The organism is Facklamia sp. HMSC062C11, from assembly GCF_001810675.1.
Taxonomy (GTDB): Bacteria; Bacillota; Bacilli; order Lactobacillales; family Aerococcaceae; genus Facklamia; species Facklamia hominis.
Genome location: NZ_KV802398.1, coordinates 1 through 14,646 on the forward strand (window position 1 = coordinate 1; position 14,646 = coordinate 14,646).

General features: G+C 38.3%; 11 protein-coding genes and 1 other annotated feature. All 11 genes read right to left on the reverse strand.

Annotated elements, in window-relative coordinates:
• Positions 1-37 precede the first annotated feature (37 nt).
• Complete coding sequence (locus HMPREF2758_RS04420; protein ID WP_070609355.1) at positions 38-1,489, reverse strand: FAD/NAD(P)-binding protein; 1,452 nt, start codon at positions 1,487-1,489, stop codon at positions 38-40.
• 54 nt (positions 1,490-1,543) lie between these two features.
• A complete protein-coding gene (locus HMPREF2758_RS04425) occupies positions 1,544-2,263 on the reverse strand; it encodes a MetQ/NlpA family ABC transporter substrate-binding protein (RefSeq protein WP_256388681.1) in 720 nt (239 codons plus the stop codon).
• Positions 2,264-2,454: 191 nt separating this feature from the next.
• Positions 2,455-2,684: a binding site (T-box leader), on the reverse strand.
• A 49-nt stretch (positions 2,685-2,733) separates the two neighbouring features.
• On the reverse strand, positions 2,734-3,663 hold the full coding sequence (locus HMPREF2758_RS04430) for a ribokinase (protein WP_070609358.1): 930 nt from the start codon (positions 3,661-3,663) through the stop codon (positions 2,734-2,736).
• Positions 3,664-3,770: 107 nt separating this feature from the next.
• Complete coding sequence (locus tag HMPREF2758_RS04435; protein WP_070609359.1) at positions 3,771-4,946, reverse strand: nucleotide sugar dehydrogenase; 1,176 nt, start codon at positions 4,944-4,946, stop codon at positions 3,771-3,773.
• A 126-nt stretch (positions 4,947-5,072) separates the two neighbouring features.
• A complete protein-coding gene (gene thyA, locus HMPREF2758_RS04440; protein WP_070609361.1) occupies positions 5,073-5,918 on the reverse strand; it encodes a thymidylate synthase in 846 nt (281 codons plus the stop codon).
• Between the two features lie 139 nt (positions 5,919-6,057).
• Positions 6,058-9,060, reverse strand: a complete 3,003-nt coding sequence (locus tag HMPREF2758_RS04445; RefSeq protein ID WP_070609362.1) for a pneumococcal-type histidine triad protein — start codon at positions 9,058-9,060, stop codon at positions 6,058-6,060.
• A 318-nt stretch (positions 9,061-9,378) separates the two neighbouring features.
• Complete coding sequence (locus HMPREF2758_RS04450) at positions 9,379-10,683, reverse strand: amidohydrolase (protein ID WP_070609363.1); 1,305 nt, start codon at positions 10,681-10,683, stop codon at positions 9,379-9,381.
• 112 nt (positions 10,684-10,795) lie between these two features.
• Complete coding sequence (locus tag HMPREF2758_RS04455; protein ID WP_070609365.1) at positions 10,796-11,833, reverse strand: ABC transporter substrate-binding protein; 1,038 nt, start codon at positions 11,831-11,833, stop codon at positions 10,796-10,798.
• Positions 11,834-11,844: 11 nt separating this feature from the next.
• Positions 11,845-12,864, reverse strand: a complete 1,020-nt coding sequence (locus tag HMPREF2758_RS04460; RefSeq protein ID WP_070609367.1) for an ABC transporter ATP-binding protein — start codon at positions 12,862-12,864, stop codon at positions 11,845-11,847.
• A gap of 13 nt (positions 12,865-12,877) precedes the next feature.
• Positions 12,878-13,657 carry an ABC transporter permease gene (locus HMPREF2758_RS04465; RefSeq protein ID WP_070609368.1) on the reverse strand — a complete coding sequence of 260 codons (780 nt, stop codon included), beginning with the start codon at positions 13,655-13,657 and terminating at the stop codon, positions 12,878-12,880.
• The gene (locus tag HMPREF2758_RS04470; protein WP_070609369.1) at positions 13,657-14,484 is read right to left on the reverse strand and encodes an ABC transporter permease; all 828 of its coding nucleotides are present in this window, start codon (positions 14,482-14,484) and stop codon (positions 13,657-13,659) included. Before HMPREF2758_RS04470 ends, HMPREF2758_RS04465 begins: the two co-directional genes overlap by 1 nt.
• Positions 14,485-14,646: the final 162 nt, after the last annotated feature.

The following is a 14,646-nucleotide window of genomic DNA, read 5'->3' on the forward strand; positions in this document are numbered from 1 at the left end:
GTTTTTTTGGTGGACTTATGTCACAGCCTCATTAATACTAATTATGAGCAGATCTTCGACTGATGAAGTCTTGAACGGCTCTTTCTCCTTGTTCATAGGTTAAATGTGTATTGTTATTACCTAATTGGGTGCTGGAAATCCAAGCGCCCATTAGATAAAGGTCATCATGAATTTTTCCTTTTTGGTCAATCACTTGCCCCTGAGGCCAAGTAACCTTTATCCCCCCTAAAGGATGAGCTTGAATCAATCCTGACTCAAAGGCTTGTTTCAAGAAGGGATCTTGCTTAATAGCCTTAGACAAATTCATCTCAAATCCCCCCGCATTAATAACAATATCAACTTTATCGGCTAGTCCTTGTTTGGAATAAAGTTCAAAGCCATTTTCAACCACTTTGATGGATTGGGCATGACGAATCAATCTAATTTGGCCATCTTGGTGCCATTTATTTAATAATTCTAAGCTTTCTTCAGGCATCTGAGACCGAAAATGCTCAAAAATCGATCGATATTCTTTAAAGAATCGGGCTTGATCCGATTGAGAGAGTGCGTTAAAGAGGTCAGGGAATAGCGAGGTTAATTGTCTAAAATAAAGCTGTAAGAGACTTAACTGATGGTCTTCTCTCTCTATTGCCAGCATAACCTGTTCAAAAGTACCCGCCCCATAATCTTTTTTTAATCGTTGAAAGTCAATGCCATTTAGCAACATATCTTGATGGAATTGATTAATAATTTGATCTAAAGTAAGCTCTTCCCCCTGTTCTTTCAACCATTGATCGTTCAGACCGATCTGAAGTGCGTCATCTAATTTTTCATATTTTGCAGTTGAAAAGGGATCCTTAGGAATAAAGAAGCTAATAGGTTGGCTCTTGCTAGCACCGAGAGTGAGCTGTAGATAACGCATAATATCGATCCCAGTCAAGCCAGAGCCTATAATCGCCACTTTATCTCTAGTCGTAATGGATTTTAGTTTTTGATCTAAAGGATAGGGATGATGAATATAATTTTTGCTCCCTATAAGATGATAATGGTCTGCATAGGGAGGATGTCCAATCGCTAAAAATACAGCCTGATAGGGACCTTGATATCCCGATTGCTCAGCTTTTAGGTGATAGCAATTTGCCTCTTGAGAGATCGCTTGAACTTCTTCATGAAAGATTTGAACCTTAACATCATGATAATAATCTGAAAAATAATCGGCCAAATATTCACCAAAAATGGATCTTGGACTAAAACATTGACTCCTTGCGTATTTTGGATAATGTCGGCTTAACCATTTTAGATAATGATCTGGGTCCTGATCGAATCCCAAATCGCCAACATAAGAATTCATAAGTAACTGGTCGCTATCAGCTTGGTAAGGCAAACCTTTGCCTACTTGGTCGAGTTTTTCAAAGACATGAATCGTCTCCAAATCATCCAGCTTTGCATCGATTAGATGCTTAACCACACTGGAACCAGCAATTCCAGTTCCTACAATCGCTACCTTCATTTAACCATCGCCCCTCTTTGATCCTTTGACTCTATTATAGCAAAGACCTAGCCCTTAAAATACTGGAATCATGGCATGATTATAATTCGTATTGAGGTGGTCTCGCACATTCGCTTGATGGTAAGCTTCAATAATCTTCTTGAAGCGTGGATCCTCTTGATTCTCTGGCAATGTTGTAATCAGATTAATATAGGGTTTAAGTTCCTGATTCGTTGGATCGATATTTATTTGGAAGATAGCATCTTTAATCGGATCATAACCAGCATCAATGACATTATTGGCCACAGTTAATCCAGCTGCTACATCTTGTAAGGAATTCATAATAATTGCCTGATCGATTTCTTCAATGACTAAGTTTAGGGGATTCTCGCTAATATCACTTTGCTCGGGGGAATAACCTGCTTTAGGATCAAGTTGAATCAATCCTGCATCTTGTAGGACTTTTAGAGCCCTTCCCCGATTCGTTGGAGATTCTGGAATTAAAATTTTATCGCCTTCCTTCAATTCTTCGATGCTTTTAATCTTTTGAGAAAGGATATTCATCGGAGAAATGAATGTTTCCGCTAAGGGCTTAATGTCAGAACCATTATCTTGGTTAAATTGATCTAAAGCCGCATAATGTTGAAAGGCTGCCAAATCAACCTCTCCATCTAACAGAGCCCGATTGGCTTGGATCGGATCTGTCATTATTACTAAGTCCAGTCTAAGATCGTCTCCTAAATTTTCCTGTACTAATTGCCAGATAGCTTGCGTAGAATCACCAACTAAGGCAATCTTTACAACTTATTCTGCTTGAACCACTGGTGTTAAAATAAAAAGTAAGAATAATAGACAAATTTTGATAAATTTTTTGATCATTTTTATCGCTCCTTTAATGTTTAATTGACGTTAACAATGCTGACAGATAGAGTCCACTCTCTCCTCCTTCCAATAAAAAAAGCCCCTTTATTAATTCTAAGAATTAATAAAGGGACGAAAAAATTCGTGGTACCACCCTAATTCACTGTATCTTCACAGATACAATCTCAAAGTTCTATCAAACTTGAGCCAGTTAACAAGGGCTAATCGTTTTGTGAGCGTTAACCCACAAAAGACTCAGAGCTCATCTTCATGCAAGACCCATCATCCCTTCTCATCCAACCAGGGTTTTCTGTATTGATGGCCAATGCACTACTCTTCTCGTCATCGTCTTATTATTAGATTGTTACCAGTTTAAATGAGAATTTTCTTTCTGTCAACTCATTTTAATCAAATTTAGCCTGTTTAGCCATCCACTCATATACTTGGTTAGCTTGATAACGAACACTTCCTGCCCCATAGGAAAGACAGGTAAGCGCACCTAAGGCATTGGCAAAGGTTAAACTGGCTTGATCAGAAAGATTTTGACTCAAGGCAAAAGCAAGTCCACCTAAAAATGCATCACCTGCTCCGGTTGAATCGACGACTTCAATCGGATAGGCTGGTTCATGGATTTTCTCAGTCTTTGTGATTAAGAAGGATCCTCTGGAACCTAAGGTTAAAACAAGCTTATTCAGGCCAAGTTCCAGGGCTTTTTGTTGGAAAATACCTAAATCATCCAGTGTATCCAATGCTCCTTGGCATAAGGCATGGGTCTCAAGCTGATTCAACACGAGATAATCGATTAAGGGATAGGTCATGGGATCAAAGGACTTATAAGGTGAAGGATTGACTAAAGTTACCATGCCCTTTTCTTTAGCTAATCTCAAACTTGGCAATAACAAGTCCATAGGGGTTTCGAATTGAGTCACAAATAGATCTCCGGCCTGGGCCTGTTTTAAGGCCTCCTCAACCTGCTGGAAGGAGATTGATGCATTAGCTCCCGAATTGACAATGATGCGATTATCCCCATCGCAAGTCAAAATAAAAGCTGTTCCGGTTGTTTGGTCATTCAATATATTAACCTTAGAAATATCCACTCCATGGATGAGCAAATAGCTGAGCGCCTGTTTTCCAAAAAAATCATTTCCGACAGCACCCACCAAGAAAGTATTCACACCAAGACTTCCACAGGTCGCTGCTTGATTAGTCCCTTTTCCCCCAACTGAAAAATGAGCCCCTTGCCCCATTCGAGTCTCCCCTTGATCAGGAAGACAATCCACTTGGGTCATCAAGTCATAATTAATGGAACCTAATATGTATACTGCTGCTGGCATGGGGCATCGTCCTTTCTATTCTTACTCTGCAATATAGCATAGGCTGTGTCCAGGGTCAAACTTCATTCAAAAAACCAGTAAGTGCTTGGACTCACTGGTTAAAAGGCTTAATTTTCTTTAAAAATATCGCGACTATAGACCTTATCCTGACTATCAGCTAAATCATTGCTCAAGCGATTTGCTAAAATAACATCCGATTGAGCTTTAAAACTTGCCAGATCATTGACTACTGGGCAATTAAAGAAGGTCGAATCTTGTTCTAGGGTTGGTTCATAAATAATGACCTTTTTAGCTTCACCTAATAATAATTTAATAATATCTTGGATGGCTGATTGGCGGAAGTTATCTGAGCCAGATTTCATGGTTAGTCGGTAAATTCCAACGGTTTGAGGATTTAATTTTAGGACTTGGCTAGCAATATGCTGTTTGCGTGTCTTATTAGAGTCGACAACCGCCGTCATCATATTTTGTGGAATATCCCCATAATTTGCCAGTAATTGCTTGGTATCCTTCGGTAAGCAATAACCGCCGTAACCAAAAGAAGGATTGTTATAATGGGTTCCAATTCTTGGATCGAGACCGACTCCTTGAATGATTTGAGCGGAATCTAAGCCACGAACCTCCGCATAGGTATCTAGTTCATTAAAGAAGGAAACCCGTAAAGCCAAATAAGTATTCGCAAATAATTTAATCGCTTCTGCCTCAGTGGGGTCCGTTAATAGAACAGGAATAGAGTCCCTATCACTGGCTGCCCCTTCTAATAATAAGTCCGCAAAAGCTTGCCCTTGTTCACTTTGGTCACCGACAACAATCCGTGATGGATATAGATTGTCATAAAGTGCCTTACCTTCACGTAAGAATTCTGGTGAGAAGATAATATGGTCAACTCCGTATTTTTCTTTAATCGATTGGGTATATCCTACTGGAATTGTCGATTTAATCACCATCAAGCATTCAGGATTAATGGCTAAAACATCCTCAATAACCGCTTCAACAGCTGTGGTATCGAAGGTATGTGTCTCGTCGTCATAATTCGTTGGTGTTGCAATCACTACTAAATCGGCATTTTGATGGGCCAGCTTAGCATCGGTGGTAGCCGATAAGGTCAATTTGTGATTGGCTAGAAAGTCCGAAATCTCAGCATCCTCAATCGGTGAAATTCCTTGATTAATCAAATCCACTTTTTCTTGAATAATATCCAAAGCGGTTACTTCATGGTGCTGAGCCAATAAAACAGCTAGAGATAGGCCCACATAACCTGTTCCGGCAACGGTAATTTTCATATTATCAATCTTCTTTCTTTTTATATTTGAGTATTCGTCTCATTCTCAGTGATACCTATATATTATATAATAATGATCATTAGTTTGTGAAGGACTGATCACACAAAAAGGTCATTCAAAATTGTTTTAAATGCTAATTTCGTAATTGAAATTTCCCAAATGATGATAATTAATCACTTGACAGTCCGTTAAAGGTGTTTCAAAAAAATCTAAAGATGATGGTAAAACTAATTCGGGCTGAGGAAGATTTTGCCAATGGCCCTGAACTTGTTCTTGCAGTTGATCCATATGTCTTAAGTAAATATGGGCATTAAAAATCGTCCAATGCAGATCACCCAAGTCTCTCCCTGTCACTTGAGCCACACGTCGATGCAATACTCCATATTCAAACCAATTTGATGGAAGCCCTAAGGCACAGTCTGCTGATCGCTGAACGACATTAAGTTGAAGCTTGCCATCCGGACTAACTTGCCAATGGGTCAAAAATACACAGGGTTCTAGAGCCATCTCAGCTAAGTCATCCACATCATATAGGGAGGTCATAATCCTTCTGGAATTTGGATGGTGCTGAATTTGATCGAGAATAAATGCCACTTGGTTCATTGGCGCTTTGTCTGTACCTTGATGACATTTCTTGGCTAATTGGTAACCATAAGCCTTACCAATGGTCCCATCTGCTAATTGCCATTCATTCCAGACTTGGCAACCCATTTTTTGTAATTGATGGACATCATTGGATTGGAGTCGCCAAATCCAATCTAATTCTCGTAGGAAGGTTTTAACAGCAATTCGCTTACTTTGCAGGATAGGCAGGCCATCTTCAGGTTTGAAAACACAATGAAAGTGTGGAATTGACCGCGTATAGGCAGGTTCACCGTCTGCATAGTGTGGACGGATGGCCCCTGATTGGTCAAGCCCTTCTTCAATAATCGTTTGGATTAAATCTTGATAGATCACATCCGCTTGAGTCATACTTATCCCTCTTTCAATGGTATTCTTGCCTATTTTACCATTTATCTTCTGTAATTAATAGATGATGACTGCTGATCCAGTTGTTACAGGACACAAAAAAGCTATGACATTGGGGTCATAGCTTTTTAAAAGAGACGTTTTATTCATTTTCTAAAGTAACTTCCGAAGTTGAGGATACGGAATCCTCAGTTTCCGCTGATTCATCTAAGTTGTTGGATGAATCAACGGGTTTAGAATCGTCTTTTTGACTGCTTGCTGAGCCTGATTCATTTTCCTCTTCCTCTGCTTGTTCACTTGCTTGATTAGTGGCGTGCTCTTCTACGGATAAATCCGGCTTTTCAATATTAGGTAAAAGCGATTTATTGTTTGCTTGATAAGCTTTGACGGCAAGCGCATAGTCCACCTTAATATTGCCTGATTTTGTTTGAATATAGAAGGCTTCTGGGGATCTGAAATAACTGATTAATTCGATATCCACTTGGTAGGCTTTTGCTAAGAAAGCTTCTAAGTCTTTGGCTGCTACGCGGTCTTGCTTGTCTTCTAGTTTTTCTTTGTCAACCGGTTTGTTTTCAGATTCTTTTTCTGGAGCAGGACTTGGTGCTACTTCTTGTTTATCTTCTATCTTGAAATCCACTTCATCATATTCAATCGGTAATTTAATGGAATTTAATGCTTGCTCATGATAATTACCAGTTGGATCATAGTAACCGATCATTCCTCCACGACTTATCATAACTGGTTGTTGTGGATCCAATAATCCAGCAGCCGCTGCTGTCTGCTTGAAGTATTCACGCTTCAATTGCAGCACATAATTTTCATAATTATCGAATTCCTTATGTTCATCATCAGCTTGATAAGCATTCTTAGATAATTTAGTTGGTGTTTTAGATAAGTAATAGGTATGGAAGTGCCCTTCGTGCGGTACATTAACAATATCGCCCTTTACTTCAATATCTTCTACCTTAACGCCATTTTTTAGAGCAAGATAGGCGAGTTTCTTTTTCAGATCTTCTGGTGATTCTTTATGTGTATTATCTGATTGAGCCACTTTGTTGGCATTAATATAATCTTGAGCAGCCTTCAATTCATTATCATCTAGATCGGTAAACGGTACATAATGAAGATGATTACCATGACCACATACAAGGCCATCTGACGTATATTCTTGAATCGATTCTGGTGTGAATTTAAAGCCATCATCTGTTGTATAAGCTTTACCATCTTGTCCTAAAGCGGATTTCTTTAGGTTCATCGCTAAGAAATCAACTAAGCCTTCATTGCTTGCTGAACTTCCGTCTTTAGGATTTTCAGAAGGATTTTCCGGATTTGATTCAGAACTATCTTGACTCGATTCATCCTTAGATGGCACTGATGGAATATTGCTACTTGAAGATCCATTGAGATAGTACTCGACTAGTTCTAATTCTAAAGGCGATAAGTCACTCGGTTTAATAACATGATAGTGATCACCATGAGGATGCACATATCCCATACTATTCTTCCCTGTAACTGCCTTAGGATCAAACACCAATCCATCCCCTTCATGATAGCGTTGACTGATTGGTAAGCTATAAAGTTTTCTAAGCTTAGCTTCCATACTTGTATCCATTTCTTGACTTGGTGTCGATGGCATATCTTTCTTATCAGTGGCTGAAGAGCTGTTAGCATCTTCGTTGGTTTTTAAATGACTCAGATGTTTTTGAATATAGGCTTTAGCGGCCGCTAATTCAGATCTCGATAGATCTGCGAAAGGTACATAATGAAAATGATTTCCATGAGAACAAACCATACCATTTGCATCAAAGGAAACAATTGACTCAGGACTAAATACGTACCCATCATCCGTAGTATAGACTGATTCTTTAGCGGAGCTGGCTTTTTTATTGAGTTCATCAATTTTATTTAAAGCAGCTGCTAAATCATTCCCTTTTGAGTTGCTTTGACTATGGGAATTTGCTCCAGATTCAGACATACCCAATTTGGCAAAGGCCTGAGCTTTTTCAGCGGCAGATAAGTCTGATAAAGGAATAAAATGGAAGTGGTCACCATGCGGTACAATAAATCCATTTCCAGTAAATCGAATAACATCATTTGGACTGAAAACATATCCGTCATCAGTCACATACTGACCACTAGCGTTGCGACTTCCGGAACCTCCACGAATTCCGCCTTTTTCTTCTTTTTTCACTTCCGCAGCATGGTCAATTCCTTTTGCTTTATAATCGTCTTTGGCTTTTTGAATCGCTTCTTTAACTTTCATTAGATCTAGTGGTTTATTCGCTTCGTTTGGCATAAAGTAAACCCGATCCTCTAGCTTAACCACTTGCCCTGACTGAGTATTATAGAGGACTTCAGCCTGACTAAGATCTACGGTCGAGTCTGTTAAAGTTGTTTTTGCAAAAATACTGTTTTCTGGTGCTTGACCTGGGAAGATGTATAGGTCTAAACCATGGATAGTCACATACTCGTTTTCGGTCAAATAAAGAACAATAAAGTCTGATTCTATTTCTTTAGATTCGGCTACTTCTTCAGGGCTTCTTTCAAATTCATAATTAATACTCGTATCATCTTCTAATCCTAATTCATCCATAATCCCTTTGATGCGTTTTGCATCGTTAGGGTGAATGCCAAAGGATTGTAAGGTTAACTCTTCAACTGAACGGACATTCTTAGCATTTGAAGAATTTTCTAAATAAAGATAATATTGATTATCTACTTTAACAATGTATCCTTCATCCGTTTTACTAATAATATCCGCTTTATCCAATTGATAATCACTTGGGGTTAATAGATCTTCTGAAAAAATTGAGTCGGCTGGCACTTCTCCATTATAATAATGATAGTGATCGCCATGCGACGTAATATAACCTTCGTCATCAATTTGAACGACAATTTGTTCTGAAGCGATACCTTCGGCTTCATTAATTGCTTGTTGTGAGGGATCATTACTATGGACCTGTCCGTGTTCTTCATGATTACTTTGTTTACTATTAGAGTCTTGATCCTTGTCTTCTTCCTTATCATCCACGTATTGAATGCGATTGGATTCTTGAGCTAATACAGCTTGAGTTAAAGGTAAGCTAGTAGCTAATCCAAGTCCTAAGACGGCAGTCGATGTTAAAATTAATTTATTATATTTCATATATCCTCCTTGATATTCTTAAGTGAATGATTAAATAGTAATAGTTACTCTTTAACTTGTCAAGGCCAAAAACAAAAAAATACTGTTTTTTTTTTTGCCAACCATTAGCTACTATTAAATTCATGATTCAAGGAACTTTGTGGAAAGAAGCTAGGTCGAATCAGCCAATCACAAAAAGATCTTTAAGCCTGTGTCTAAAGCTTAAAGATCTTTTCTAAAATATTGATAATTCTTCGCTTAAATGATTGAAGGGCCCTTTCATATCAATACATTGGGTCAGAGCTCTATAATTTTGCGATATTCTTTGTTAATTGCCAGCTACAAATTGACTAATGCTTGATTAAAAGGGGCCATCGCTTGCATAAGTTCATTTCTTAATTGATCGAGGGATACGCCTGTCAAGTGCTTATCTTCAACACATAAATGCCCATTCACCCATACATGGCTAACATTGCTGGCATTCGCTGAATACACAAGTACAGCATAAGGATCAAATACTGGAAACATATTCGCAGATTGTGTTTCAACGAGGCATAAATCCGCCAAATTCCCTACCTTAATACTTCCTAACTCTCGATGGCGCTTAATAACTTGAGCTCCACCATAGGTAGCCAGTCTAACAATTTCACGGGCAGGAAAAGCTGCTCGATCATGATTATAAGTTTTATGAAAGTTAGCTAATAGCCGCATTTGGCTAAATAAATCAAGGCTGTTATTTGAGCTAGGACCATCTGTTCCTAAGCCTACTGCGATACCTGCTTGTAACATTTCTTTAATGGGAGCAACACCTTTGGCAGACTTAGTATTGGCTCCAATACAATGGGCAACCGCCACTCCCTTTTCTTTTAAGAGGTCGATATCCTTAGCATCAACATGAATGCAGTGTGCAGCAATCAAACGGTCATCTAATAGACCCAAATCATTGAGATATTGAACCGGAGAAGATTGATATTCTTTTTGGTACTTGCTCATTTCAAAATCCATTTCTGATAAGTGAATCGTCCAGGGAGCTTGAAAATCAGCAGCTATGGTTTGAGCGGCTTTGAGACTCTCGCTTGTATTACTATAGGGGGCATGCGGGGCGATGGCTGGAGTAACTAAGTCCTTATTTTGCCATTTTTGCATAAAAGACCGGCCGTACTTCAAGCCAGCGAATTTTTCTTCCCCATCAGGCGCTTGATCAATCACCGTTTCGGCAACAATTCCCCTGATCTTCATCTCTTGACAGGCCTTAGCCACTTCCTCTTCAAAATAATACATGTCTACGAAACTCGTAATACCTGCCAAGAGCATCTCTGCCATAGCATATTTGGAAGATGCATAGACTAAGGGGGCATCCATGGCTTGGTTTTCTAAGGGAAATAGGAAACGGTGTAGACGATTAGGGACATCGTCTGCTAAAGATCGAAATGGAATCATTCCCAAGTGAGTATGACAATTAATCATACCAGGAATTAAAATGCCATCCTTAGCATCGAATACCCAATCACATTGGGATTCATTAGCATATTCCCCTGATCCTACTTCTTTAATTCGGTCACCATCAATGACTAGGTAACCAGGATGAATAATCCTATCATCCTGATCCATGGTTAAAATATGAGCATTTTTAATGAGTTGCATTCTATCTTTTTCCCTTCTAAAAAAGCTGCGATCACTCCATCGCAGCTTTTTTATTTTATGATTATTTTCAATCCATAGCGATCAGCTTTTAAAGATTGATTATTTTGATTGATTATTGATTAATTACTTGATTCCATTCTTGAATCCAAGCTTTTAAGTGTTGATCAACAAAGGAATAATCGATTGATTTAGCGCGTTCTGCGATTGCTCCATAAGTTTTATTGGTTTGAAGATCATCTGATAATTGAACTTCTTTATTAGTCGGTGTTTCATTTAAGCTTTCAGCGACTTTAACTTGAAGCTCTTGATCTAACTTCCAATTGACATAGTCATAAGCCAAGTCTTTATTTTCTGATTTTGCTAAGACATTGACCGTGTTGTAGTTAGCATAGGTACCTGATTCAGGGACCACATATTTAAGCTGAGGATTAGCTTGTAAGATTAGTGGAATCGCAAAATCAGCCACTACTGCTACTTGAATTTCGCCAGTTTGAAACAAGTTTGATAAATCAGAGGATTTAGAATAGGTCTTAAGGATATTAGGGCGTAATTCACTTAAGGCTTCAAAGGCCGCTTTACCTTGATCAGACGTAATATCGACGCCCTTATAGTCACTGGCAAGATATAAAAAAGCAGGACCAAAGGTTGTTGAAATATCTGGAATAGAGACTTTCCCAGCTAAGGAACTGTCCCATAGATCAGCCCATTCGCTTATATCTTTTCCTAAGGCTTCAGGATCATAGATAATACCGATTGAATTGACCGTATAAGGCACCCCTGCCGTTTCAACCACTTCTTTAGCAGAATCCGTTAATAAATCAATATTTGGCACCTTGCTGGCATCTAATTTCTCAAATAAGCCATCAGTTTGTCCTTGAGTCGCATGTGCTTGAGATAATTCAATGATATCGATCTTGGCATTAGGATTGTTGGTTAATTTGGTAAAGCGCTCACCCGAATTACCCACTTCTGTTACAAATTCGGTGTCAAATTTTTCAGAAAATGGAACTAGAATATCTTGTTTAATGATATCCTCATTAATCGCAAATGTTGATAAAGTTAATTTATGACTGGCAGCATAAGCAGTTGGCACTAGCGTATTGGCTAATAAAGCACCTGTTAAACAAGCTAAAGTAAATGTTTTTTTCATTATGATTCTCCTTATAATAAAATTAAATGATCTTGTGGGAAATGTAGATAGACTTTCTCATGTGGTTGTAGCTTAATCTTACTTTGAACCGGTATTCTTCCCTCCTCTGTAAGCATATCATACTGATAAGATTTACCTAAAAAGTTAATTGTTTCAACAGTAGCCTCTATATCATCTTCTCCATGCTCATTTGTCAAAACAATAATCTCTTCAGGTCGGATGGTTAAAACTCCTCGGTCTTTTTGAGAATTTACTGAAAAAACTTGACCGGAAGCACTCTGATACTTTCCATTAACTAATTGGACTGGAATGAAGGTCTCAAAGCCTACAAAATTAGCCACAAAAGCAGTTTTTGGCTGACGATAAATCTGTTCTGGATGGTCATATTGTTCGATGACGCCTTGATTCATGACCGCTACTTTATCTGAAATCGCAAAACATTCTTCCTGATCATGTGTTACAAATAAAGTGGTAATACCAATTTCTTGTTGAATACGCCGAATTTCATTACGTAATTGGACGCGCAATTTAGCATCCAAATTGGATAATGGTTCATCCAATAATAATAATTGTGGCTCAATGACTAAGGCACGTGCCAAAGCCACACGCTGACGCTGTCCTCCAGAAAGATCTTGTGGATAGCGATCCGCTAGATCGGACAAACCTACTAGTTTTAAGATACGGTCTACTTTTTCTTTTTGCTGAGTCGCATTTTCTTTTCTTAATTTTAGCCCATAAGCAATATTTTCTCTGACTGACATATGTGGAAATAAGGCATAAGATTGAAAGACCATTCCAAAATTCCGCTGATGAACCGGTGTTTTTATCAAATTTTTACCAGCGACACAAATCTCACCCGATTGAGCAGGAACTAACCCTGCCAGGGTTCTCAATGTCGTCGTCTTACCACAACCAGATGGCCCCAATAAGGATACCAATTCTCCTTTTTCAATGTTTAAATTAAAATCTTGTAAAATCATCTGTTGCTTATTATAAGCCACTGATAAATTATTTAATTCTATAAATGACATAGATACATCCCTTCTACATAACCTTGGAGAGTCCCAATGTTTTTTCGATTAAGATCATGATCACAACTGTTAAGGCCATTAATAAAACCGATATTGCCGATACTGTAGGATCATAATTATACTCAATATATCCCATCAATTGGGTCGGCAATAAAGTCACCCCTGGTCCGGATAAAAATTGTGATACTGGAATATTATTGAAAGAATTAATAAAGGCTAACATAAAACTCGCGAAAATTCCTGAACGAATATTCGGTAATATAATTTCAATAAAAGTTCTTATTTTACTGGCACCTAGTGTCCAAGCTGCTTCTTCCATTGAAAAATCTAACTGATCTAAATTTGATCCCACCACTCGAATCACATAAGGTAAACTAATCAAAAAATGCCCTAAAAATAAGCCAAGCAAAAGATCCAGCTGACATTGGATCACAATAAATTTAAAGAGTGAAAAACCGACGACGATGCCGGGAATTAAGGTAGGCGATAAAAAGAAATCTCGAATCGCTGACTTAAAGGGATATTGATGTCTAGCTAGTGAATAAGCTGCAGGGACGCCTACCAAAATAGCTGCTAGGGTTGCGGATAAGGCAATCCAAAGACTCAATAAAAAACTATCCATAAAAGATTGGTTTGAAAAAGCATTGACATACCATTTTAAGGAAAACCCTTCAATGGGAAATTGAATCGCTGCATTCTCTCCAAAAGAACTTACAATCATAATAAAAAGAGGAGCAAATAGAAAGAATAGAACACTGTATGCCACTACTGTCAAGGCAGATAGTCGCTTCATTAAATCGTCCCCCTTTTATCAAGCTGACGCGCCATGGCATTTAAAGCCTTCATGACGATAATCGTTACAACAATCATTAATAAGGCAATGACCCCAGCTAACTGCCAATCTCCTAAGGTCATCGCATTTTGGTAAAGAAAAGTAGACATTAACATGTTTTCATTCCCTCCCAATAATTGGGGAGTTGTATAGGCTGTCAAGGTCCCTGTAAATACAAGGATTGATCCAACAATAATTCCAGGCAGCGTTAAGGGAAAAATAACGTCCCCAAAAGAACGGATAGGACTCGCCCCTAAACTACGACTCGCTTCAATAATTTCAGGGTTAATGGTTTCAATCACACCGACTAGTGTAATAATCATCAGCGGTAAGAAGAGATACAAGGAACCGATCACAATGGCAGATTCTGTATATAAAAGCTTAATGGGTTCATTTACCCAATGTAATGATGCTAAGAGTTGATTAATCAAGCCATTTCGTCCCAAAATCGTTATCCAAGCGAAAGAGCGAACCACCGAATTGATAAGCAATGGAAATAGAACAAGTCCCATTAATAGAGACCGAACTTTTGCCGAGCAATTCGCCATATAGTAAGCTGTAGGTAAGCCTAACAAGGCTGCTAAGAAAGTGACTAAGCTAGCTAATTTTAGAGTCCGCCAAAAAACACTTCGATTAAAACTGTTGGCAAAAAATTCACCATAAGCGGATAAACTAAATCCATCCGGCATGATTGTTGGATAGAGAATAGACAATAAGGGAAAAATTAAAAATAAGAGCAGAATCACTACGCCCGGTAAGATCCATAAATACTGATGCTTTTGCTTCATAAGTGCCTCCTAACTAATACAAAGCCAATTATAGCATCCCCCTACCCTCGAACAAGCAAAAGTCAATAAATCTTCCAATTAGAAAAGTGAATGTTCGGAAAAATATTTATATTCAAAGTCATTAAAGATAAAAGAGGCTGTGACACAAGTCTCAAAAATACC

What these genes read in the sequence shown, in the direction of transcription:
- HMPREF2758_RS04460 (WP_070609367.1), bottom strand. Translation starts at nt 12,864, where the DNA reads ATGTCATTTATAGAATTAAATAATTTATCAGTGGCTTATAATAAGCAA.
- HMPREF2758_RS04455 (WP_070609365.1), bottom strand. Translation starts at nt 11,833, where the DNA reads ATGAAAAAAACATTTACTTTAGCTTGTTTAACAGGTGCTTTATTAGCC.
- HMPREF2758_RS04450 (WP_070609363.1), bottom strand. Translation starts at nt 10,683, where the DNA reads ATGCAACTCATTAAAAATGCTCATATTTTAACCATGGATCAGGATGAT.
- HMPREF2758_RS04465 (WP_070609368.1), bottom strand. Translation starts at nt 13,657, where the DNA reads ATGAAGCGACTATCTGCCTTGACAGTAGTGGCATACAGTGTTCTATTC.
- HMPREF2758_RS04430 (WP_070609358.1), bottom strand. Translation starts at nt 3,663, where the DNA reads ATGCCAGCAGCAGTATACATATTAGGTTCCATTAATTATGACTTGATG.
- thyA (WP_070609361.1), bottom strand. Translation starts at nt 5,918, where the DNA reads ATGACTCAAGCGGATGTGATCTATCAAGATTTAATCCAAACGATTATT.
- HMPREF2758_RS04420 (WP_070609355.1), bottom strand. Translation starts at nt 1,489, where the DNA reads ATGAAGGTAGCGATTGTAGGAACTGGAATTGCTGGTTCCAGTGTGGTT.
- HMPREF2758_RS04470 (WP_070609369.1), bottom strand. Translation starts at nt 14,484, where the DNA reads ATGAAGCAAAAGCATCAGTATTTATGGATCTTACCGGGCGTAGTGATT.
- HMPREF2758_RS04445 (WP_070609362.1), bottom strand. Translation starts at nt 9,060, where the DNA reads ATGAAATATAATAAATTAATTTTAACATCGACTGCCGTCTTAGGACTT.
- HMPREF2758_RS04435 (WP_070609359.1), bottom strand. Translation starts at nt 4,946, where the DNA reads ATGAAAATTACCGTTGCCGGAACAGGTTATGTGGGCCTATCTCTAGCT.